This window comes from Breoghania sp. L-A4, assembly GCF_003432385.1.
In the GTDB taxonomy this organism is placed as follows: Bacteria; Pseudomonadota; Alphaproteobacteria; order Rhizobiales; family Stappiaceae; genus Breoghania.
In genome coordinates this window covers 806,765-827,913 of sequence record NZ_CP031841.1, presented here as the reverse complement: position 1 = coordinate 827,913, position 21,149 = coordinate 806,765, and the positions used below count along the sequence as shown (strand labels likewise).

Annotated in this window: 20 protein-coding genes; 13 read left to right on the top strand and 7 right to left on the bottom strand. The window is 66.6% G+C overall.

Going from position 1 to position 21,149, the window contains the following annotated elements:
• Window positions 1-184 precede the first annotated feature (184 nt).
• Window positions 185-427, top strand: a complete 243-nt coding sequence (locus tag D1F64_RS03920) for a BrnA antitoxin family protein (protein WP_117411353.1) — start codon at window positions 185-187, stop codon at window positions 425-427.
• A 12-nt stretch (window positions 428-439) separates the two neighbouring features.
• On the opposite strand, the gene D1F64_RS03915 is transcribed toward D1F64_RS03920, so the two are convergent.
• Together D1F64_RS03915 and D1F64_RS03910 are read right to left on the bottom strand one after the other, a co-directional pair.
• A complete protein-coding gene (locus tag D1F64_RS03915; protein WP_117411352.1) occupies window positions 440-802 on the bottom strand; it encodes a copper-binding protein in 363 nt (120 codons plus the stop codon).
• Window positions 799-1,332: a DUF4142 domain-containing protein gene (locus tag D1F64_RS03910; RefSeq protein ID WP_248304609.1), complete on the bottom strand. Its 534-nt coding sequence runs from the start codon at window positions 1,330-1,332 to the stop codon at window positions 799-801. The genes D1F64_RS03915 and D1F64_RS03910 overlap by 4 nt, the downstream gene beginning before the upstream one ends.
• 198 nt (window positions 1,333-1,530) lie before the next feature.
• Between D1F64_RS03910 and D1F64_RS03905 the strand changes: the two genes are divergently transcribed.
• Window positions 1,531-2,475 carry an AraC family transcriptional regulator gene (locus D1F64_RS03905; RefSeq protein WP_117411351.1) on the top strand — a complete coding sequence of 315 codons (945 nt, stop codon included), beginning with the start codon at window positions 1,531-1,533 and terminating at the stop codon, window positions 2,473-2,475.
• A gap of 33 nt (window positions 2,476-2,508) precedes the next feature.
• Here the strand turns inward: D1F64_RS03905 and D1F64_RS03900 are convergent, their stop codons facing one another.
• On the bottom strand, window positions 2,509-3,606 hold the full coding sequence (locus tag D1F64_RS03900; protein ID WP_117414409.1) for an ATP-dependent RecD-like DNA helicase: 1,098 nt from the start codon (window positions 3,604-3,606) through the stop codon (window positions 2,509-2,511).
• A 217-nt stretch (window positions 3,607-3,823) separates the two neighbouring features.
• Here D1F64_RS03900 and D1F64_RS03895 point away from each other — a divergent pair, with 217 nt between their 5' ends.
• From D1F64_RS03895 to D1F64_RS03885, 4 genes are all read left to right on the top strand, one after another.
• Window positions 3,824-4,696 (top strand): polyhydroxybutyrate depolymerase, encoded by an 873-nt coding sequence (locus D1F64_RS03895; RefSeq protein WP_117411350.1) that lies wholly within the window; start codon window positions 3,824-3,826, stop codon window positions 4,694-4,696.
• Between the two features lie 158 nt (window positions 4,697-4,854).
• Window positions 4,855-5,511, top strand: a complete 657-nt coding sequence (locus D1F64_RS23040; RefSeq protein ID WP_162901270.1) for a hypothetical protein — start codon at window positions 4,855-4,857, stop codon at window positions 5,509-5,511.
• A gap of 141 nt (window positions 5,512-5,652) precedes the next feature.
• Window positions 5,653-7,278, top strand: coding sequence for a thiamine pyrophosphate-binding protein (locus D1F64_RS03890; protein ID WP_117411349.1), 1,626 nt, complete (start codon window positions 5,653-5,655; stop codon window positions 7,276-7,278).
• 288 nt (window positions 7,279-7,566) lie between these two features.
• Window positions 7,567-9,048, top strand: coding sequence for a PAS domain-containing methyl-accepting chemotaxis protein (locus D1F64_RS03885; RefSeq protein WP_117411348.1), 1,482 nt, complete (start codon window positions 7,567-7,569; stop codon window positions 9,046-9,048).
• A 29-nt stretch (window positions 9,049-9,077) separates the two neighbouring features.
• Here D1F64_RS03885 and D1F64_RS03880 read toward each other — a convergent pair whose 3' ends face one another.
• The 3 genes from D1F64_RS03880 to D1F64_RS03870 form a co-directional block, all read right to left on the bottom strand.
• Window positions 9,078-9,815, bottom strand: a complete 738-nt coding sequence (locus D1F64_RS03880) for a sulfite exporter TauE/SafE family protein (RefSeq protein ID WP_117411347.1) — start codon at window positions 9,813-9,815, stop codon at window positions 9,078-9,080.
• A 161-nt stretch (window positions 9,816-9,976) separates the two neighbouring features.
• Window positions 9,977-10,459, bottom strand: coding sequence for a DUF302 domain-containing protein (locus D1F64_RS03875; protein ID WP_117411346.1), 483 nt, complete (start codon window positions 10,457-10,459; stop codon window positions 9,977-9,979).
• A gap of 150 nt (window positions 10,460-10,609) precedes the next feature.
• Window positions 10,610-11,755 carry a YeeE/YedE family protein gene (locus D1F64_RS03870; protein ID WP_117411345.1) on the bottom strand — a complete coding sequence of 382 codons (1,146 nt, stop codon included), beginning with the start codon at window positions 11,753-11,755 and terminating at the stop codon, window positions 10,610-10,612.
• A 222-nt stretch (window positions 11,756-11,977) separates the two neighbouring features.
• Here D1F64_RS03870 and D1F64_RS03865 point away from each other — a divergent pair, with 222 nt between their 5' ends.
• The 3 genes from D1F64_RS03865 (at window position 11,978) to D1F64_RS03855 (ending at window position 15,552) form a co-directional block, all read left to right on the top strand.
• Window positions 11,978-13,366: a tetratricopeptide repeat protein gene (locus tag D1F64_RS03865; protein ID WP_248304608.1), complete on the top strand. Its 1,389-nt coding sequence runs from the start codon at window positions 11,978-11,980 to the stop codon at window positions 13,364-13,366.
• Window positions 13,367-13,617: 251 nt separating this feature from the next.
• Window positions 13,618-14,766 (top strand): OpgC domain-containing protein, encoded by a 1,149-nt coding sequence (locus tag D1F64_RS03860; protein WP_248304743.1) that lies wholly within the window; start codon window positions 13,618-13,620, stop codon window positions 14,764-14,766.
• Window positions 14,767-15,261: 495 nt separating this feature from the next.
• Window positions 15,262-15,552 (top strand): HigA family addiction module antitoxin, encoded by a 291-nt coding sequence (locus D1F64_RS03855; protein WP_117411343.1) that lies wholly within the window; start codon window positions 15,262-15,264, stop codon window positions 15,550-15,552.
• Window positions 15,553-15,831: 279 nt separating this feature from the next.
• On the opposite strand, the gene mdoH is transcribed toward D1F64_RS03855, so the two are convergent.
• Window positions 15,832-17,676 (bottom strand): glucans biosynthesis glucosyltransferase MdoH, encoded by a 1,845-nt coding sequence (gene mdoH, locus D1F64_RS03850; protein WP_117411342.1) that lies wholly within the window; start codon window positions 17,674-17,676, stop codon window positions 15,832-15,834.
• A 110-nt stretch (window positions 17,677-17,786) separates the two neighbouring features.
• Between mdoH and D1F64_RS03845 the strand changes: the two genes are divergently transcribed.
• From D1F64_RS03845 to D1F64_RS03830, 4 genes are read left to right on the top strand one after another with little or no spacing between them, the layout of a single operon-like run.
• Entirely contained in the window at window positions 17,787-18,824 is a 1,038-nt protein-coding gene (locus tag D1F64_RS03845) for a zinc-binding alcohol dehydrogenase (protein ID WP_205470643.1), read from the top strand.
• A gap of 25 nt (window positions 18,825-18,849) precedes the next feature.
• Entirely contained in the window at window positions 18,850-19,254 is a 405-nt protein-coding gene (locus D1F64_RS03840; RefSeq protein WP_117411341.1) for a 6-carboxytetrahydropterin synthase, read from the top strand.
• On the top strand, window positions 19,251-20,333 hold the full coding sequence (locus D1F64_RS03835; protein ID WP_248304607.1) for a glycosyltransferase family 4 protein: 1,083 nt from the start codon (window positions 19,251-19,253) through the stop codon (window positions 20,331-20,333). The genes D1F64_RS03840 and D1F64_RS03835 overlap by 4 nt, the downstream gene beginning before the upstream one ends.
• Window positions 20,330-21,133 carry an SAM-dependent methyltransferase gene (locus tag D1F64_RS03830; protein ID WP_117411340.1) on the top strand — a complete coding sequence of 268 codons (804 nt, stop codon included), beginning with the start codon at window positions 20,330-20,332 and terminating at the stop codon, window positions 21,131-21,133. The genes D1F64_RS03835 and D1F64_RS03830 overlap by 4 nt, the downstream gene beginning before the upstream one ends.
• The last annotated feature ends 16 nt before the right edge of the window (window positions 21,134-21,149 follow it).

The following is a 21,149-nucleotide window of genomic DNA, read 5'->3' as shown; positions in this document are numbered from 1 at the left end:
GTCATCCTGAGGTGCCCGCGCCAGCGGGCCTCGAAGGATCGGCGGCGCGGCCACACTCACGCCCAGCAGCACTTAAACCGAGTTTGGGGAACTCCAGCCCCATCCGCCGTCATCACCACCGCATGCCACGCGCCCCAAATCCATGCTAAACCTTCTCCAAACATCCCTGCATCGGAGATCCCCCATGGCCATGCCCCCGCGCCGCACGCATCAGACCGCCGTCGACAAGGCCGAGGCCCTGTTCAAGACCGCCACGACGAAACCGGTGCCGCCGGCGCCCGAGATCAAGCGCAACGTCATTCCGGCGGGCCGCGAGGCCGTGACGCTGAAGATCGACAACGACGTGCTGGCCCACTTCCAGGAGGACGGCCCCGGCTGGCAGGACCGCATCAACGCCGCCCTGCGCCAGGCCGCCGGGCTGGAGTAGGGCCGCGGGCGCTCATCGTGCGTCCGCGCGTTCCAGCCGTGCCTTCATCATCGGATGAAACAGGCAGGCGTAGGCTGCGGTGAACCCCTCGTCCACCACCAGCGCGACGCTTTCATGCGCGCCGATGATGCCGGTGTCCCAGCTGCCGTCATCGGCGCTTGCCGTATGCGCGACAAGGTCGCGGTTGCGCCAGACGACCGTGTCGCCCGGCCGCACGTCAAGCCGCTCCGGCACGAAGCGGAAATCGACGATGTCGACGCTGTGCGTCGCCGGCGGCCGCTGCCCCGCCGCCGCGCCCGCGGGCGCCGCGAAGGCCGTGGCGGCCGCAGCCGCCACGGTCGCCGCCAGCAGGAATGCCCGCGCCACGGGCCTCATTGCTTCACCTGCTCCACCATCGCCGACGCATGCTGCTGATGCGCCTGGAAAATCTTCAGGCCCGCCTCGAACAGCGTCTTGACCTCGGCGTTCTCGATGTTGGGGATGAAGGCGTTTTCGACGAGATCGTTGACGGCCTGGTGATAGGCAAGCTCGTTTTCGGCATAGGCGGCGTCGAACGCCGGACCGCGCAGCCTGCTCAGTTCGTCGATCTTTTCGTCCGCGCCCTGCGCCAGGCTCTGGCTCAGGAAATTGTCCTGCGGCTCGGCATTCAGTTTCTTCAGCAGGGCGAGCGCCTGCTCGTTGACCGCGGAATGGTCGCGGATCATCGTCTGCGCGAAATCGCGGATTTCCGGGGTCTGCGAAAGCGCCAGCGCCAGATGCGCGTAGCGAATGTCGATGGTGTCGGCCACATAGGCGACGTGGGCGATCTGCAGATCGTTGAGATCCGCCGGGGACTCCGCCTCGGCCGGTCCCTGTACCAGCACGGCGCCCAGCAGCGCCACGGCATGCAGCATGGTGATCTTCATGGTCGGTTCCTCGTGTTCACCCGGCCGCCGCGCGGAATGTCGGCGCCGGTGTGAATTGCATTGAACCGCAATGTTTCTGGTTTATGAATTACAGAAAATGCAATAAACTTGATCGATCGTACATCTCGTCCCTCTGAAGTCCGGCTTCATGTATGATGGCAATCGACGATTGGCTCCCCAGCCCCCGGTGAGACGCACATGGATCCGTTGAGCGACATCCTCTCGCACATGCAGCTCGCGGGAACCCTGTATTTCCGAACGTCGTTCACCTCGCCGTGGAGCGTCCGCGTGCCCGCCTACGCGAACGTGGCGCGCTTTCATTTCGCCCACAAGGGCCGCTGCCTGGTGCGGATCGACCCGCAACAGCCGCCCGTGCACCTCGACCAGGGCGACCTGCTGATCATCATGCGCGGCGCGGCGCACACGCTGTATTGCGATCCGTCAACGGAAAATCAGGCGGTGCTGCTCGATCAGGTCGTCGAGGATTCCGGCTTCACCGGCAGGGGCGCGCTGGTCTACGGCGAGCCGGGCACCGATCACGAAACCCAGCTGATCTGCGGCCATTTCACCTTCGCCGAGGCGGCGCGGCATCCGCTCATCGATGCGCTCGAGCCGTCCATCCATATCAGGAACTACGGCGAGGCGGCGGGCGCGTGGATGGAGAACACGCTGAAAGTCATCGGCCATGAAACCGGCCGCGACCAGCTCGGCGGCGACCTCATCGCCATCAAGATGTCGGAGATCATCTTCGCGCAGGCGCTGCGCGCCCACCTGCGCGCCGCGGGCGCCGCCACCCCGGTCCTGGCCGGCTTCGCCGACCCGAGCATCGCCCGGGCCCTTGCGGCCATCCACGGCGCGCCCGGTGAGGCCTGGACGCTGGACAAGCTGGCGCGCGTGGCGGGCATGTCGCGCACCGCCTTCGCCAACCGCTTCACGAGCCGCGTGACCATGACGCCGCTCGGCTATCTCACCCACTGGCGCATGCAGATCGCGCGGCGGCAGTTGACGCAGTCGCGCGCGCCGATCATCGAGATCGCGGAACAGGTCGGCTACCGGTCGGAAGCGGCGTTCGGCCGGGTGTTCAAGAAACACCACGCCAAGGCGCCCGCCACCTATCGCCGGATGGCGCAGGAAGACAATTGACCGTCTCGCGGCGGCCCTCCGGCAGGCCCCGCCTCACTTCACGATGGTGATCTTCTCCGCCGCCCGGGTCACCGCCGTGTAGTACCAGCGCGCGCGGTGCTCGCGGAAGGCGAAGCTCTCGTTGAACAGCACCACGTCGTCCCACTGCGAGCCCTGCGCCTTGTGCACGGTCATGGCGTAACCGAAGTCGAATTCGTCCGAGCGCCGGCGCAGCGCGTAAGGCAGGTCGTCCGCCCCCTCCTTGAACAGCTCCGGCAGGATCGAGGCGCGCACGCGCAGCTTGCCGCCGCCCTCTTCCGGCGCGAGGTCATACTGCAGCTTGTTGCGCTTGGGCGGATGCAGCGCCTTGACCTGCCACAGCCCGCCGTTGAGCAGCCCCTTGGTCTTGTCGTTGCGCAGGCACACCAGCTTCTCGCCCACCTCCGGCATCTGGGATGAAAAGCCCATCAGCTCGCGGATGCGGGTGTTGTAGAGCCGCCGCGTGCGGTTCATGCCCACCAGCACCTGGTCGGCCTCGAGGATCGCGTCGGCGTCGATCTCCTTGCGCCGGATCACCCGGCTGTCGCCATAGCTGCCGAAATCCAGCTCGCCGCCCTCGCGGATGTCCATCGACATGCGGATGATCGGGTTGTCGGCCGCCTGGCGGTGCACCTCGGTGAGCATGATGTCGGGCTCGGCCTCGGTGAAAAAGCCGCCGCCCTTCACAGGCGGCAGCTGCGCCGGGTCGCCCAGCACCAGCACCGGCGTGCCGAAGGACAGAAGGTCGCGGCCCAGTTCCTCGTCCACCATCGAGCATTCGTCGATGATGATCAGCTTGGCGTTGGCCGCCTCGCTCTCGCGGTTGATGGCGAACGTCGGGCCTTCCTCGTCGTCGCCGCCGCCGCGCGGCCGGTAGATCAGCGAGTGGATCGTCGAGGCGCCGGCGCAGCCCTTGCCGCGCAGCACATAGGCCGCCTTTCCGGTAAACGCGCCGAAGGCCACGTCGCCGTCCACCGCTTCCGCGATGTGGCGCGCCAGCGTGGTCTTGCCGGTGCCAGCATAGCCGAACATCCGGAAAACCTGGCTCGACCCGGACTTCAGCCAGGAGGCGACATCCACCAGCGCCTTGTCCTGCTGCGGCGACCAATCCATGCAGGCGGTTCCTTCTCGCGAATCCATGCGTTCTCGACACCGCACAGGTACACGCTCGCGGCCCAAATCACAAAGGCCCCGCTGCGCGCCCGAGCGGGAACCCTTCCGCCGGCGCGTCACGCAACTGTGACGCCGCCTTCAATTGACACGAGGAACGCGCTGACAGACCGTCTCGGCGAATGAGACCACCCGGAAATCCAGCGAAGGGAGATCGGCCATGGCGTCCCGCGCCGCCGCGCACACGCGGCATTCGGCAAGCCTTGCTGCCTTGCTGTTCCTGCTCTTGCCGCTGCTCACGGTGGCCCCCGCCATGGCCTGTGGTCCGGACACCGACTGTATCGTGCCCGACGGCACCTACCGCATCCGCATGCCCGAGAGCTGGAATGGGCAGAGCCAGGTCGGCGCGATCGTCTTTCTACATGGCTGGAAAGGCACGGCCGCCGGCGAGATGCGCAATGGCCACCTGGCGAAGGTCGTCTCGGACATGGGCCTGGCGCTGATCGCGCCGCAGGGGGCGGAAAAATCCTGGTCGTTTCCCGGCAGCCCACGCCAGCGCCGCGACGACATCGCCTTCATGAATTCCGTGCTTGACGACGCCATCGCCGAGCATTCCATCGCGCCGGAGCGGATCATGGCCTCGGGCTTTTCGGTCGGCGGCTCGATGGTCTGGTATCTCGCGTGCTACATGGGCGAGCGCTTCGCCGGCTTCGCACCTGTCGCCGGCGCCTTCTGGGAGCCGCAGCCGGTTTCCTGCCCCGGTCCCGAGCCCTATCTGTTCCATGTGCACGGCACCGCCGACAAGACCGTGCCCATGCAGGGCCGGGCGATCGGCACCATGGCGCGCCAGGGCGACGTCGGCGTCGGGTTCGAGATGTGGTTCGACAAGGGGAGTTGCGGCGCGGAAGTGCCCGAGGAAAGCGCCAAGGGCACGCTGGTGTGCGAGCGCCGGGTCAACTGCGCGGGCAAGGTGATCGAGCTGTGCCTGCACCCCGGCGGCCACAAGTTCGACGCCGCCTGGCTCAAGCGCGCCTGGACGGAGCTGGCCGAGCTGAAGGGCTGGAACGTGGCGAAATATATCCAACCAAATTGATGTTGGTATTCAACACATGCAACGGCACGAATAAAACGAGCGCATTTCGCGCCAGACTGCAATCACAACTCCTGCCATGACGATATAACATGCAAAGAACCGCGCGCCATTCGCGACGTGATAGGCATTGCAATTCCCGAGATGCTTGAGGCACCAAAATGACAGATCGGCTCTTTGACTTCTGGTCCAAGATCCCGCGAGATGCTTGTTGCCACCCCGAAGACGCCACTGTCCTTGGACGCGCTCCACATCACTTCCAGGCGGACTGCCTTCCTGCAGCGTATTGGGGGCCGCTCATCACGGCACCCATCGTCCTGCTGTTCCTCTCGCCAGGCTTCACAGCGTCAGACGTCGACCACGCCCAGTCCGAAGAAGGCAGATCCCTCTATGAAAGGCAGCGAACTGGCGCGGCCAACCTGCCGAATGAGGAAGAATATCCAGCCGCTTATGGCTGGTGGAATGCCGTCACCCGGCAGTTCGGCGTCGACTGGTCAACACTGCGAAAGTCGGTCGCCTTTCTCAACCTAGGCGCATACAAATCCAAGCAATTTCATGATCCGCATATGCTGAGCGCGCTACCGTCCAGTCGGGTCACCCTTGCATGGGCGCAAGCAATCCTCTTTCCGCAGGCCGAAGCCGGAGAGCGCCTCGTCATCTGCTTACGATCTGCGAAATACTGGGGTCTTGCCACAAAAGAAGACGGCCCCTTCGGCGACGCGCTCTACGCACCACCCCACACACGGGCAGGAGTCATGCTTCGAACACCACTGCGGGATCGAATTACCGCCGAGTTCCGGAGGCGCCTGAATGGATAGCCTGGAGAGGCTTTTGGCAAATAGTGCAAATGATTGTCGACCACAGATAATCCGTTCGAGGCTAGCCTCGAGAAACGCGCATATGTGTATCTTCCCCGCCCTTCCATGCTTCACTCGCCAAAACCGCCAAGGGGACGTTTCATGACCGGTGCCGATATCATCGCCGCCTCGCTCAAGGTCGCCGGCTGCTCCACCGCCTTCGGCATTCCCGGCGGCGAGGTGCTGGCGCTCGTCGATGCCATGAGCCTCGCCGGCATCCGCTTCGTGCTCACCAAGCACGAGAACGCCGCCGGCTTCATGGCGGAAGGCGCCTGGCACGCCGAGGCCACAGACAGCAATGACGCCGCGCCGGGCATCCTGGTGGCCACCCTCGGCCCCGGCATGGCCAATGCGGTCAATGTGGTCGCCAACGCGCATCAGGAGCGCGTGCCGATGATCTTTCTCACCGGCTGCGTCGATGAGGCGGAGGCCGAGACCTACACCCACCAGGTGTTCGACCATCAGGCCGTGCTGCGCCCCATCGTCAAGGCGAGCTTTCGCGCAAGCGCGGGCGCGCTGGCGCCGATGATGCAAAAGGCGCTGGCGCTGGCGTGCGAGGGCCAGCCCGGGCCGGTGCATATCGACCTGCCGATCTCGGTCGCCGAAGGCAGGACAACCGAGGTCCCGCCCGCGCGCATCGCGCCGCCTCCATCGCTTCGAGACACGCCGGCAGCCGGACTCGACGAAACCCGCGCGTTGCTCGCAGCCGCCAATCGTCCGCTGGTGATCGCCGGCGTCGACGCGCTCAACGAAGGCGCGGGCGATGCCATCGCAGAGTTCTGCAAGGCAGCAGGCGCGCCGCTGATCACTACCTACAAGGCCAAGGGGCTGATGGACGAGAGCCACGCGCTTGCGCTCGGCGGCGCGGGGCTGTCCCCCAAGGCGGACCGGATCCTGCTGCCACTGGTGGAGGCATCGGATTTCATCCTGCTCGCCGGTTACGATCCGATCGAGATGCGCACCGGCTGGCGCAATCCTTGGAGCGTGGAGACGAACGTGGTCGAGATCGCCTCGGTGCCCCGCACCCACGGCATGCATACGGTCAGCCACACGCTCACGGGCGGCGTGGCGCCAACGCTCAAGGCGCTCGCTCAAGGCATCGCGTCGCGCCCGGGTTGGTCAGACGGAGAACCCGGGCGCGCGCGCACGGACCTTGAAAATGCGTTCGCGGCGGAAGACGCCGGCTGGGGTCCGGCCACGGTCTTCCACGCCCTGCGCGAAGCCCTGCCCAAGACCACCGTTGCGACAGCCGACAGCGGCGCGCACCGCATCCTGCTCAGCCAGATCTGGCGCGTGGCAAAACCTCGCCAGTTGCTGCAATCCGCCGCCCTGTGCACCATGGGCTGCGCCGTGCCGCTGGCGGCCGGTTACAAATACAAGCGTCCGGACACCCCCGTGGTCGCCTTTGTCGGCGACGCGGGTCTGGAGATGGGCCTGGGCGAACTCGCGACCCTGCGCGATCTCAATCTGCCGGTGATCATCGTGGTTCTGGTCGACGCCAGCCTGGCGCTCATCGAGCTGAAGCAGCGCTCGTCGCAGCGCGCCAACGCCGGTGTGGATTTCGGCGAGAGCGATTTTCCCGCCATCGCCAAGGCGCTGGGAGGGCACGGTGTCTGGATCGGGGATACGGACACGCTGCGTCGCGAGGCGGACGCCGCCCTTGCCCGCGACAGCTTCACCGTGCTTGCCTGCCGCATCGGCCGCAAGGCCTATGACGGCACGTTCTAGCTCCCGCTTTGGTGTCGCGCGCGCCCTGGAGCGCCGCGCCGCTCAATGCCGGCACGGCCCGTTTCCTCACCATACTCCCCTTGTCGGCGCACCAGTATACGTTTTCCAAATTGCGAATATTCAATGAAACGTCGATTTCAATTCATCATTACTATATGAAGATTCAAGGATAGACCGGATCCAAATATAACTCTCCTTATAATTCAATGTAACAGCATTTATCTCTTAATGCTTACTCAACGATTTCACCTTAGGACCAGGGACACCACGGATCCGCGAGAGAACACCATGCGCATTTTTGCAATGAACAACGAGAATTCGGCCACGATCGCAGCCATGAGCAAGTCTCAGGCGCTCATCGAGTTCGCGTTGGACGGAACCATCCTGACGGCCAACGAGAATTTTCTCCAGGCAATGGGGTACGCGCTCGAGGAAATTCGCGGCAAGCATCACAGCCTCTTCGTGGAAGCGGATGAGCGCGACAGCGCCGCCTACAAAGAGTTTTGGGCCAACCTCAACAAGGGCGAGTTCCAGTCCGCGGAATTCAAACGCATCGGCAAGGGCGGCAAGGTCGTCTGGATTCAGGCGTCCTACAATCCGCTGATCGGCCGCAACGGCAAGCCGTTCAAGATCATCAAATTCGCCACCGACATCACCGCGCAAAAGCTGCGCAACATCGACTATGAGGGCCAGTTCGCGGCGATCGGCCAGTCGCAGGCCGTGATCTCCTTCGGGATGGACGGCACCATTCGCGTTGCCAACGAGAACTTCCTCAACGCCATGGGCTACGAGGCCTCCGAGGTGGAAGGCAAGAACCACTCGATGTTCGTCGAGCCCGCCTACCGCGAAAGCGTGGATTACAAGAAATTCTGGGATGCGCTGCGAAACGGCGAATTCCAGCAAGGCGAATTCAAGCGTATCGGCAAGGCCGGGCGCGAGGTCTGGATCCAGGCCACCTACAGCCCGATCTGCGGCATCGACGGCAAGCCCTTCAAGGTGGTGAAATACGCCACCGACCGGACACAGCAAGTCAAGGATCGATTGCGCCGGGCCAGCGTCCAGAAGACCATCGACGCCGACCTGACGGCCGTGGCAGAGGCTGTGTCGCTGGCGAACCAGCAGGCGGAGAGCGTCGCTGCGGCCTCAACACAGACCTCATCGAACGTGCAGGCGGTTGCCGCGGGCGCCGAAGAGCTGGCGGCTTCCGTGAGCGAGATCAGCCGCCAGGTCAGCCAGGCGCTGGACATCTCGAAGACTGCTGTGGATCAGGCGGGCCATACCAATACGATCATCTCCGGTCTCGCCACATCGGCCAGCACCATCGGCGAGGTCGTCGAGCTGATCAATTCGATTGCCGAGCAGACCAACCTTCTCGCGCTCAACGCCACCATCGAGGCAGCGCGCGCGGGCGAAGCCGGCAGGGGCTTTGCGGTTGTGGCCTCCGAGGTCAAGGAACTTGCGAGCCAGACGTCCAGGGCGACGGAAGAGATCGGTCAACAGATCACGGGGGTTCAGGGAACCACCCGGGAAGCGGTCTCCGCCATCGAGGCCATCACCAAAACCATTTCGACCGTCAACGAGATCTCCGCCGCCATTGCTACAGCCGTGGAGGAACAGGATTCCGTCAGCCGCGAAATGTCGGCCAACATGCAAACGGCTGCCGACGGCGTCGCAACGATCAACGTCAGCATCAACGAAATCGCCCGGTCAACCCGGACGGTGGATGAGGCCGCGACCAAGGTGCGCGAAGCGTCACGCTCGCTCGGCTGACACGCCGGGCCGCGCGCCGCCCATTCCGCTCAGCCGAGCGCGTCAAACAGCAGCTTGACCGCCAGCAGCCCGAGGAACCCCAGGATCAGCCTGTCGAAGACCGCGGGCGACAGGCGGCGCGCCAGCATGCCGCCCAGCGGCATGGCGAGGAAGATCGGCACCACGGCGGCCAGGCTCATCAGCCCCAGTTTCACCGTGATCAGCCCCGCCCAGGCGAGCGCGGGAATCTGCACCGCCACGAACAGCATGAACAGCAGCGACACGGTGGCGATGAAGGTCGGACGGCCCAGTTGCAGCGCGTTGAGAAACGTCAGGCTGACAGGGGCGGAAATGCCCGAGGCGCCCTGCAGGATGCCGCTCAAAAACCCCGCCGGGGTCGCAAGCCGGATGCCCGCGGGCATGGAGAGCTTCCAGTGCGGCCGCGCCAGGCGGAAGGCGATGTAGAGAATCACCACGATCGAGACGCCCACCGACAGGGTTTCGGAACGCAGCGCGGTGAGCATCCAGGTGCCCAGCGACACACCCGCGATTCCGGCCGCGACGAACGGCAGCAGAAAGCGGTTTTCCGGAAGCTCCCTGCGGTAGAGCCACAACTGCCAGCCGTTGGCGAAAAGATTGGGCAGCAGTAGCAGCACGACGGCGGTCTGCACATCAAAGAACGCGGCGAGCGCCGGAACCGCAAGAACCGGCGCGCCCGCGCCGGTTGCGCCCTTGAGCATCCCGCCAAGCGCGAGACACAGGACGACGAGCATCACTTCGAAAATCATGGAAGGTCATCACAAGGCGGGAACGAGGCGGCTGAGCCGCGGGCTTCGCGGGAGTCGCGCAGCCTGTCCCCGGTATACAGAAGAATCCTCGCTTCAGGTAGAGGCCTTGCCCGCACCTTTCACGATAGGGTCGCGCGCGCCGCGAAATCCGTAGCCAATGGTCAGGGTGCGATCGCCCGCTGCGCGATGGCCTCGAAGATCGCGTCGAGATCTTCGGCGAGCGCCTTCAGCTCCGCGCCGCCCTCCTCCATATAGGGCGCGAAGACATGGCTGGGTGTCTTGTACGACAGCGTCGCAGAGCCGGCCTCGTCCTCGGTAACGTAGAAGCGGATCGGCGCCTCGATGCCCGCGGCCACGCTGGCCTTGAGCATGCGGCGGGCGAAGTCGTTGCGGTAGACGCCGAGCACACGGTTGCCCGGGATCTCGATCCCCTGCCCCCGCGCGCCGTCGGACGCGCTTGCCTGGGTCACCAGCCCCATCTTCTCCGCCATGATCGCGGCGGTGAGCCGGTCGACCAGCGCCTGGTAGGCAAACGGCGTAGGATGGACCGTCCAGCCCTCGCGGGCCGACAGCGGCCCGGCGGTCGCGAAAGGCGCCGCGCACAGGCCGAAGATCATCGCGAAAAGGACAAGACGGAGGCGCATGAAACCTTCTACCGGCTGGCTACGCAGGGCACGACCCGCCCGGCGTCGGGCCGGCTGAGGGGTCGCGCACAAGTTTATTCGAAGCTGCGCGACGCTCCGCTCACAGGGGCATCACGTTTTGGTGCTCGTCCGAGATGCGCGGATGCCGCGCTAGCCCATGTCCAGCGCCCGGCGGATGCGGGTGCCCAGCAGCGATCCGGCGAAGCCGAAGGCGAACCAGAACCAGCCGTGCACGCTGCCTGAAACGATGCCGCCGAGATAGGCGCCGATGTTGCAGCCGAACGCCAGCCGCGCGCCGTAGCCCATCAACAGCCCGCCGGCGATCGCGGTGGCCACGCCGATGCGGTCGATGGACAGCGTCGGCCTGTACTTGCCCGCGAGCGCCGCCGCCGCCATCGCGCCGGCCATGATGGTGAAGTTCATCACCGAGGTGGCGTCCGCGAAGACCGAGCGCTCGAGCGCGCCCGTCTGCCACTTCCAGTATTCCCATGTCTCCACCGGGACGCCGACGCTGCCGGCGATCTTGGCGCCCCACAGCGCGAAGCCCGAGGTGATGCCCCAGGGCCGGCCCAGCACCAGGAAGGTGGCGATGGAAACGCCCGCGATCATCACCGCGCCGAGCAGCATCGACCAGGGTCCGCGCAGCAGCGATCCCGTGTCGCGCGTGACCTCAAGCGCCCCGTGGGCGCGGCGTTCCAGCACCACCGAGCCCAAGGCGATGAGCGCCAGCACGCCGGCGGTGAGCGCGAAGGCTCCGGCCGCGCCGAACTGCGTGACCAGCGAGATGCCTGGCACCGCGGGGAGGGAATTCCAGTAGCCCATATGCGCGGTGGCGATCACCGAGCCCGCGATGAAGGCCGCCAGCGTGATCATCATGCGGCTCGATCCGCCGCCCGCGGTGAACAGCGTGCCCGAGCCGCAGCCCCCGCCCAGTTGCATGCCGAGACCGAACATGAAGGCGCCCAAGGCGGCCGACACGCCGAAGGGAAACACGAAGCCGCCGATGCGCAATCCGAGGTCCGCGCCGTACTGCAGCAGCGGGAAGGAGATCGCCGCGACAAGCACGATCAGCACGAACTGCGCGCGCAGACCCGCGCCGCGCCGCTCGGTAACCATGCGCCGCCAGCCGGCGGTGAAACCGAAGCTGGCGTGATACAGCGCGAAGCCCGCGACACCCCCGATCAGCCCGGCAAGAGCGAGTTGGGAACCGCCATTGCTCCAGGCCGCCGCGACAACGGCGATCATCGCCGTAAATGACACGGCCAGCACACGATTTTGTGTGTTGCTTGTAATCATGGGCCTCACGATTTTCTCACGGAAGGGGCCGCGCGCGGGCGCACGGCGGCGGCTTCCCCTATAGATGGTTTTCACCTCCACGAAAACCACCCTCCTGGCGATTGCTGCCATGCGCGGGGCGCCATGCTCGAGATCGTTGGCGCCGGGATATCCCGGTGCGGGAGATCGGTGTGTGGGGCTCACCGCAAGGCACGAAGACCATTCCGCCGAAAGGGCGAGTGCATGACATTGCGAGACCAGTTCGGGTACCCCGTCTCCCTGCAGGGCGGCTCAACGGACGCCAGCCCGACAGACCGCCGCGCGGCGCTTGCCGCCTGGAACAAGACAGTTTTGGCCTTCCTCGCCCATTCCCGTCAGGCGCCGGGCCACCTGCAGGACGTGCTGCGGCTGGCCCCCGGCTTCGCCATGGCCTCCGCCTGCCAGGGGCTTTTCTGCCTGCTGCAGGCGCGGCGCGAACTGGTGGCCAGCGCCCACGCCGCGCTGGGCCGGGCGCAAGCGGCCGGACGCGGCGCCAACACCCGCGAGAAGGCCTATGTCGACGCGCTGGAACTGTGGCTCGCGGGTCAGCCGATGGCGGCGGCCAACGCCCTGGACGCGGCGCTCATGCGCCATCCCGCCGACGCGCTGGCGCTGAAGCTGTCGCACGCGATCCGCTTCATGCACGGCGACATCATTGGCATGCGCGCCTCGCTGGAACGCGTCATGAAGACCTATACACCCGACCACCCCGCCTACGGCTATGTTCAGGGCTGTTACGCCTTCGCGCTGGAGGAAAGCGGCGACTACGGCTGCGCCGAACGCATCGGGCGCATGGCGGTGGAACACACGCCCGACGACGCCTGGGGTGTGCACGCGGTGGCGCATGTCTTCGAGATGACCGGCGACACCGAACGCGGCGTCGGCTGGCTGACTGCCAATCCCGGCGGCTGGGCGCATTGCAACAATTTCGGCTATCACATGTGGTGGCATCTGGCATTGATGCGGCTCGAGCGCGGCGAGACCGACGCCGTGCTCGAGCTCTACGACACCCGTATCCGGCTTGAGCACACCGACGACTACCGCGACATCTCCAACGCCGCATCGCTGCTCAGCCGGCTGGAGATGGAGGGCGTGGACGTCGGCGGGCGCTGGGAGGAACTGGCGGAGCTCTCCAGCGGACGCACCGAGGACGGCTGCCTGGTCTTCGCCGACCTGCACTACATGCTGGCGCTGGTGGGCGGCGATCGCGAGGACGCCATGCGCGCCATGCTCGGGCGGCTGCGCGAAGACGCGGCGCGCGGCAGTTCGGAAATGGACAGCATCGCGCGCACCGCGGGCGTGCCCAGCGCATTGGGCCTGCAGGCGTTTCGCAACGGCGACTATGACCAGGCCTACCGCGCGCTGATGCGTGCCCGGCCCAACCTGCAGCGCATCGGCGGCAGTCACGCGCAGCGCGACGTCTTCGAGCAGATCACCGCCGAGGCGGCGCTGCGTGCCGGCCATCTTGACGATGCGCGCAGGCTTCTGGACGAGCGCCAGGTGCGGCGCGGCGGGCGCGACGGGTTCGCCACCCGGCGGCTGGCCTTGCTGGAAGGTCTGGCGGGAGACGGGTTGGCGCCCACGGGCACGTGAGCGCCCGGACAGTTCATGAAAGGGTGGACAACCAGCAGCGCCACCATGCGCCCGCGCGCCGGCCCTAAATTCGCCATCCTCTGGCAAATATCTGTCGCGCCATGTTATTTTGCCACGTGCCGCGCCGCGTGCACCCCTCTTTGAGTTGAAAGCACCGCCCCGTGATGACGACCGCGCGCCCTTCGCCTGTGTCACCCTCCGCCGCGACCCGGCCCCGCGACCCGCGGCTGGATTTCTTCCGCGGGCTGGGCATGTTCATCATTTTCATCGCCCACCTGCCCAACAACACCTGGACCCTGTGGATCCCGGCGCGTTTCGGGTTCTCCGATGCGACGGAAATCTTCGTCTTCTGTTCCGGCATGGCCTCGGCCATCGCGTTCGGCAAGATTTTCGATGATCGCGGCTGGTGGATGGGGGCTGCGCGCATCGCGCATCGCGTGTGGCAGGTCTACTGGGCGCACATCGGGCTGTTCTTCGTCATCGCGGCCATTCTGGCGGCCGTCAGCGCCTCCGGGTGGGTCGGGGCGGACTATGTCGGCCAGTTGAACCTGTGGCCGTTCTTCGAGAACGCCGTGCCCAATCTGCCGGCTCTGCTGACGCTCACCTATGTGCCGAACTACTTCGACATCCTGCCGATGTATCTGGTGATCCTCGCCATGCTGCCCCTCGTGATGGGCATCGCACGCCTCGGTCCGTTCTATGCCGGCGCCTTCGTCGTCACCCTTTGGCTGGCGGCCGGTTTCGGCTATCTGGACCTGCCGGCGGAACCGTGGTCGGACCGCACCTGGTTCTTCAATCCCTTTGCCTGGCAACTGGTGTTCTTCACCGGCTTCGCCTTCATGATCGGCTGGCTGCCCGCCCCGCGCGTCGACCGCGTTCTGATCGCGCTGGCCATCGTGATCGTCATCGCGACGATCCCCTTCGCCTATTTCCGCATCCTTGGCGCCTATCCGGCGCTGCTGGAGTTCAACCGCTCGATCACGCCGCTCATCGACAAGACCCATTTCGGCATCCTGCGCTACGTGCATTTCCTGGCGCTCGCCTATCTGGCATGGATCGCCGCCGGCGAGCACGGCCACCGGCTGGTGGCGGGCGGCGCGTGGGGCAAGTTCGTGGCCATCGTGCGCAAGGTCGGCCAGCAGTCGCTCGCCGTGTTCCTCACCAGCCTCGTCGTGGCGCAGTCGCTGGCGATCCTCCGCGACGAGCTCGGCCGCACGCCGCTCACGAACGCGCTCACCAACTGCATCGGCTTCGCCATTCTCATCGCCACCGCCTACACGGTCGCCTGGTTCAAGAGCCAGCCATGGCGGCGGCGGGCGAAACCCGTGGCAAGCGGCGTGAAAGCCGACACGCAGGCCCGGACCATCAACCGCAGCACAAGCCCGGCCGCGGCCGAATAGACGGCGATATTTCTGTGAAGGCCAGCGACACAAGGCGATGCCGAGTGGATGCTCGGGACAAACTCTGGCATGACGAAATCTGTTGTCTGTCAGTGGCTTACGCCACACCCTCGTCATCCGCGGCCTTGTGCCGGGGATCCATCGCGCACCAGACCGCGAGCCCGTCCCTCAAAAAACCGCACCACCCGCGACTGTCACCCCGGCCCCCGAGCCGGGGCCCACTATGCCGATCGGCGAACGCCGAGCCTCGGAGTGGGCCGCCAAGCGTCCCCACAAGCCCACAAGAGCCTCAACAAGCGGAATTCAGAGTGAGCCCCGGGTCAAGCCCGGGGTGACAATCGAGGAGGTGGGGGCGCAGAAAAACGTTCATCGCGCCTCAAGGACGCGCCTGTCATCCACCGGCCCAAACATGTCACGTGTCAGGTGACGCTTGACACATGCCACGAGAGTCCCTTCGTATCGAACCGGACCTGGAGGACTACCATGGCTCTTAGGATGCATCCGTCGCTGGCCGTTCACGTAGGAGACTGGCTCAAGACCGAGATCGTCGAGCCTGCGGGCATCAGCGTCACGGCGCTTGCGCAGCATCTGGGTGTGTCGCGGCAGACCCTGAGCACGCTTCTGAATGGAAATGCCGGCCTGTCCGCCGACATGGCAATCCGGTTTGAAAAGGCGTTCGGCTTGAAGGCTGAAACTCTCTTAAGGATGCAAACGGCATACGAGCTCGCGCAGGCCCGCAGGAACGAGGCTCACATCAAGGTCAAGCCGTTCGCGACAGCGGCCTGACCGGTCACCACGAGCTTCGCGGCGGCAGGGCGCACCGGATGTCGCGCCCCTGCGGTCCTCGCAGCGCGCGCCGGACAGCAAGCCCGTCCCTCAAAAAAATCATCACCACCCGCGATTGTCACCCCGGCCCCCGAGCCGGGGCCCACTATGCCGATCGGCGAACGCCGTCATCGGAGTGGGCCGCCAAGCGCCCCGCCAGCCACAAGAGCCTCAACAAGCGGAATTCAGAGTGGGCCCCGGGTCAAGCCCGGGGTGACAATCGAGGAGGTGCGCGTTCCCTCACCCCGCCTTCACGGGTACCGGCTCGGCCAACTCCGGAATCCCGTCCAGCGCCTCGTCGCGCAGGCGCGGCGGCAGGGCGTCCAGATGCAGCGCCTGCAGCTCCATCGGCGGGGCGGTTTCCTCGGGCAGGCGCCACAGGCCGCAGGCGAGGAATGCGCGCCCCACGGCGCCGTTCGCGGTGATCACGGCGAAGGGCACGGCGATCAGCGGACCGATGATGACGGGAAGTGCGGGCAGCAGCGCCGGCATGGCGTGCGCCGCGAACCACACCACCCCGATGCCGCCAAACAGCGCCTGCGGCCACAGCCGCCGCGCCGCGTGCGTCATCGAGACCGCATGCGCGTCGCGCGCCTGCGCGCTCCAGCCGATCTTGCGGCCGAAGGGCAGCCCCGCCAGAAACACCGTATGCGCGATCGCCATCACCGGCGCCAGCAGCATCGAGAAGACGACCTCTCCCAGAGAACTCAGCAGAACACGGGCCGCGCCGCCGTAGGATACGCGCGCCGTCCTGTCGGCCAGGATATGGGTGATGGTGGCGATCTTCGGCGCGAACACCATGCTCATGACGATGGAGAACAGCACCAGACCGCGCGACGTGTCGAACGTCTCCAGCGGCTTGTCCGCCAGCACCATGATGCCGGCGCTCAGCGTCATGAAGCCGACCCAGGCGGGCGAGCCGAGAAACATCAAGATCGCCAGCGCCAGTTGCATCCGGCCAACGGGCTTGAGCCCCGGCATGGCCAGCAGCCGCCAGTACTGCATGTTGCCCTGGCACCAGCGCAGATCGCGGCGGATGAACTCCAGAAGATCCGGCGGGTTCTCCTCGAAGCTGCCGTCCTCCTCGGGCACCACCCGCACCTCGAAACCGGCGCGGCGCATCATCACCGCTTCCACCTGATCGTGGCTGAGGATCGGGCCCGAGAGTGCGCCCTTGCCGGGGATGTCGGGCAGCGCGCACTGTGTGATGAAGGGCTTCAGCCGGATCAGCGCGTTGTGCCCCCAGTAGGGACCGCAGTCCGCCTGCCACCAGGCGCTGCCCAGCGTGTAAGAGCGCATGCCCATCCGCATGCCGAACTGGAAGACGCGGGCGAAGGCGCTGATCGTCGGCAGCCCGACGACGAGACTCTGGGCAATGCCGAGATTGGCGTCGCTCTGCATCAGCCGCACCAGCCTGGCGATGGCGCGCGCGGTCATGAAGCTGTCGGCATCCAGCACCAGCGCATAATCGTGGGCATCGCCCCAGCGCTCGCAGAAGTCGCGGATGTTGCCGGCCTTGAAACCGGTGTTTTCCGTCCGCCGGCGGTAGGTAATCTCGAAGGCGCCGCCCCAGCGCGCCTTGAGATCCGCGACCATCGCCTCTTCCGCCAAGGCGACGTCGTCCCACGAGGTGTCGCTGAGAACGTAGAGCGCGAATGCTCCCTCGTGCCCGGCGCGCGCCAGCCCCTCCAGCATCGCCTCGAGATTGCGGTGGATGCGGGCGGTGTCCTCGTTGCGGATGCAGCTCAGGATCGCGGTGCGTGTGGTGATCTCCGCCACCGGCAGCACCCGGGCCAGCGCCGGGTTGACGGCTTCCGCCGCATTGCGCGTCGCGCGCAGCAGCACGAGCCCCAGCAGGGCGTTCCAGAAACCGATGACCATCCACGGAAGGGTTATGATGAAGAGCGCCAGCATGACGGCCTCGGCGCCCGTGAGCCCGCCGGGTGACAGGGTGTAGGCCATCAGGGCCGCGAGCCCCGCGACGCATCCGGCCACGAGCCCCGCGAACAGGTGTCTGCGGCGCGCGACCGGCAAATTGACAAGGACGCGTGCAATGGTGCTATCGGGAATGGCTTGATACTTCATACAATAACCGGAACTGTGCGGGTCCCTCGGACCACGACTGAAAACGCCCTGACGCCGCTCTGCCGAACAGGCTCGGCGAGGGAGTCAGAGAACGGGAAGGCGGCAAAGGTGTGACGACAGGCAATGGCAGTGATGAGGCATCCGGCGCGGATGCGCTGTGGTACACCGGCGCCGGGTGCGCCGCAATACGCCATGAGACGCTGGGGCCGCTGGCGCCTGGGCATCTGCGCGTCGAGGCGCTGTACAGCGGCATCAGCCGGGGCACGGAAAGCCTGGTCTTCAACGGCCATGTGCCGGCGAGCGAATTCCAGCGCATGCGCGCGCCGTTCCAGGCCGGCGACTTCCCCTTCCCGGTGAAATACGGCTACGCCTGCGTCGGCCGGATTGCCGCCGGCCCCGACGCCGGCGCTTTGCTGCCCGGCCAAACTGTGTTCGTGCTGCATCCCCATCAGACCCTGTTCGATATCCCCGCAGACGCAGCACATATCGTGCCGGATCACATCCCGTCAAAACGGGCGGTTCTCAGTGCAAACATGGAAACCGCACTTAATGCCCTGTGGGACGGCGGACTAGCGCCGGGCGATCACATTGCCGTGGTTGGCGGCGGAGTCATCGGCGCCCTGACCGCCTGGCTGGCCTCGCGCACCCCGGGAACCCGGGTGACGCTGATCGACAAAAACCCGGAGAAAGCGCGCATCGCCCGCAAACTCGGCCTTGCCTTCGCGGAGCCTGAAAACACACGCGGGGATAACGATTTAGTGATACACGCCAGCGCGTCGGAAGCCGGTCTGGAGACCGCGATCGGACTGTGCGGCATGGAGGCGACGCTGGTGGAAATGAGCTGGTATGGCGAAAGGCGCGTCACAATCGGCCTCGGCGGGGCGTTTCACGCACGCCGTCTGAGGCTCATCTCCAGCCAGGTCGGGCAGATCCCGCCCGCCCGGCGGCCGCGCTGGGACCATGCCCGCAGGCTGGCCACCGCCATCCGCCTGCTTGACGACCCGTGCCTGGATGCGCTCTTGGAGGAACCGGTCGCATTCGCCGATCTGCCGCACTGCCTGCCGCGGGTGCTCGCGCCGGACGCCGCAACCCTGTGCCAGGTGGTGCGCTATCCGGCCGCAGCACCCGTTGCCTGTGACATAAGCTGAACCCGAGACCATCAGGAGCCTGCCCGTGTTTGCCGTCGAAGTCCGTGACCACATCATGATCGCCCACTCGTTTTCCGGCGCGCTGTTCGGCCCCGCGCAAGCGCTGCACGGGGCGACCTTCGTCATCGACGCCGCCTTCATGGCCTCGGCGCTGGACGCCAACGGCGTGGTCATCGACATCGGCCGCGCGCATGAGGCGCTGAAAGCCATCATCGAGCCGCTGAACTACAAGAACCTCGACGCGGTGCCCGAGTTCGCGGGCCGGAACACCACCACGGAATTCCTGACCAAGCACATCCATGACGGCCTGGCCGCCGCGGCGCGTGCCGATGCGCTCGGCCGCCCCGGCATGGAGATCGCGGCAATCCGCGTGACGCTCTCGGAAAGCCATGTGGCCCGCGCCTGGTACGAGGGGCCCGTCGCCCAGTGACGCCGCACCGCCTCACCTTCGCCTATCCCGGAGACCTCGACACGCCGACCGGCGGCTACGGCTATGCCCGGCGAATGATCGGCGGCCTGCGCGCGCTCGGCTGGCATGTCGAGGCGCTGCCGCTGGGCGACCCGCATGCTGACCGGGACGCGAAGGCGCGGGCGCTGTCCTTGCTGCGAAGCGTCCCGCACGACACGCCGCTGGTGATCGACGGGCTGGCCTTCGGCATTCTTCCCGACGAAGCCGAGGCGCTTTCGCGCGAGCGTGCGATCATCGCGCTGGTGCATCATCCGCTGGCGCTGGAAACCGGGCTCGATGCGGCCCAACAGGCGGCGCTGCGCGACAGCGAGACGCGCAGCCTCAAAGCCGCCCGCGCCGTGATCGTCTCAAGCCCCGCCACGGCGGAGGAGCTTGTCCGCGATTTCGGCGTCGCGCGCAGCAAGATCACCGTTGTCGTGCCCGGGACCGACCGCGCGCCTCTCGCCGCCCCCCGCGCGCATGACGGCATCGTGCGGCTGGTCAGCGTCGGATCGCTGGTGCCGCGCAAGGGGCACGACGTGCTGATCAAGGCGCTGGCGGCCCTGCGCGCCCTGCCGTGGCGACTGGACATCGCCGGCGGCGACCGGCTCGATCCGGGCCACGCGAATCTGTTGCGTGACATGGTCGCCACCGAAGGGCTTGGCGGCCGCGTCACGCTGCGCGGAGCCCTGTCGGCCGCGGATCTCGACGCGCTCTATGCGCAAGCCGATGTCTTCGTGCTGGCGACCCGCTACGAGGGATACGGCATGGCCTTTGCCGAGGCCACCGTGCGCGGGCTGCCGATCGTCGCCACGGGCGCGGGCGCCGTGGCCCAGACTATCGCGCCGGGCACCGGCCTGCTGTATGACCCGTTTGACACGGAGGGCTTTGGCGACGGTCTGCGGCGGATGATCGGGGATGCGGATCTTCGCGCCCGATGCGCCGCGGCCTCCCGCGATGCGGCGCACGGCTTTCCCGATTGGGAGGCCACGGCCGCGCTGTTCGCCAAGGCCGTCGAGAACGCCACACCCAAGATCCCCGCCGATGAGGATGCTTCATGAGCGGTTTTTCCACCGAATGGCTCAGCCTGCGCGAGCCGCTGGACGCCCGCGCCCGCAACCCCGGCATTCTGGCCAGCGCCGCCGCCCTTTGCGCGCAAATCCCCGCGCCGCGCATCACCGATCTGGCGTCGGGCACCGGCTCCACCCTTCGCGCCATGCAACCGGTGCTGCCGGCGGATCAGATCTGGCGGCTCACCGACCACGACCGGACGCTCGTCGCGGCCGCCCATGCCCGGGCGCAGGCTGAGTTCCCGGAGCTGGCCGTCGAAACCCTGCAGGTGGATCTGGCGCATGGCGTCGAGCCGCTGCTGGACGATCCAGTCGACCTGTTGACCACGTCGGCGTTTCTCGATCTCGTGTCCGCCGAGTGGCTGGACGGTCTCGTCGCCGCCGTCGCCGCGCGCCGCGTCCCCTTCTACGCCGCGCTCACCTACGACGGGCGCATCAGTTGTCACCCGGAGCATCCGCTGGACGAAACGGTCCGCGGCGCCGTCAACAAGCATCAGTATGGCGACAAGGGTTTTGGCCCGGCGCTCGGCCCGCGCGCGGTGCTGCAGGCGGTCAAGCGTTTCGAGGCGGCCGGTTTTTCGGTCGCCTTCGCACCGTCGGACTGGGACGCGGAGCCGGCGGACACGGCGTTTCAGGAGGCGCTGGTGCGCGGCTGGGCGCAAGCCGCGCTGGACATGGGTATCCCCGCGGGCGACGCAGCGGACTGGCAAGCCGCCCGGCTCGCGGCGATCACCGGCGGGACTTCCCGCATCATCGTCAGCCACCACGATTTTCTCGCCGTCCCGGCCTGACGCGCAACACATCGTT

Excerpts from the sequence above, each read along its gene's own strand:
- D1F64_RS03865 (WP_248304608.1), top strand. The coding sequence starts at position 11,978 with ATGACATTGCGAGACCAGTTCGGGTACCCCGTCTCCCTGCAGGGCGGC.
- D1F64_RS23040 (WP_162901270.1), top strand. The coding sequence starts at position 4,855 with ATGACAGATCGGCTCTTTGACTTCTGGTCCAAGATCCCGCGAGATGCT.
- D1F64_RS03855 (WP_117411343.1), top strand. The coding sequence starts at position 15,262 with ATGCATCCGTCGCTGGCCGTTCACGTAGGAGACTGGCTCAAGACCGAG.
- mdoH (WP_117411342.1), bottom strand. The coding sequence starts at position 17,676 with ATGAAGTATCAAGCCATTCCCGATAGCACCATTGCACGCGTCCTTGTC.
- D1F64_RS03920 (WP_117411353.1), top strand. The coding sequence starts at position 185 with ATGGCCATGCCCCCGCGCCGCACGCATCAGACCGCCGTCGACAAGGCC.
- D1F64_RS03890 (WP_117411349.1), top strand. The coding sequence starts at position 5,653 with ATGACCGGTGCCGATATCATCGCCGCCTCGCTCAAGGTCGCCGGCTGC.
- D1F64_RS03885 (WP_117411348.1), top strand. The coding sequence starts at position 7,567 with ATGCGCATTTTTGCAATGAACAACGAGAATTCGGCCACGATCGCAGCC.
- D1F64_RS03870 (WP_117411345.1), bottom strand. The coding sequence starts at position 11,755 with ATGATTACAAGCAACACACAAAATCGTGTGCTGGCCGTGTCATTTACG.
- D1F64_RS03860 (WP_248304743.1), top strand. The coding sequence starts at position 13,618 with ATGTTCATCATTTTCATCGCCCACCTGCCCAACAACACCTGGACCCTG.
- D1F64_RS03875 (WP_117411346.1), bottom strand. The coding sequence starts at position 10,459 with ATGCGCCTCCGTCTTGTCCTTTTCGCGATGATCTTCGGCCTGTGCGCG.
- D1F64_RS03900 (WP_117414409.1), bottom strand. The coding sequence starts at position 3,606 with ATGGATTGGTCGCCGCAGCAGGACAAGGCGCTGGTGGATGTCGCCTCC.
- D1F64_RS03915 (WP_117411352.1), bottom strand. The coding sequence starts at position 802 with ATGAGGCCCGTGGCGCGGGCATTCCTGCTGGCGGCGACCGTGGCGGCT.
- D1F64_RS03830 (WP_117411340.1), top strand. The coding sequence starts at position 20,330 with ATGAGCGGTTTTTCCACCGAATGGCTCAGCCTGCGCGAGCCGCTGGAC.
- D1F64_RS03910 (WP_248304609.1), bottom strand. The coding sequence starts at position 1,332 with ATGAAGATCACCATGCTGCATGCCGTGGCGCTGCTGGGCGCCGTGCTG.
- D1F64_RS03905 (WP_117411351.1), top strand. The coding sequence starts at position 1,531 with ATGGATCCGTTGAGCGACATCCTCTCGCACATGCAGCTCGCGGGAACC.
- D1F64_RS03880 (WP_117411347.1), bottom strand. The coding sequence starts at position 9,815 with ATGATTTTCGAAGTGATGCTCGTCGTCCTGTGTCTCGCGCTTGGCGGG.
- D1F64_RS03895 (WP_117411350.1), top strand. The coding sequence starts at position 3,824 with ATGGCGTCCCGCGCCGCCGCGCACACGCGGCATTCGGCAAGCCTTGCT.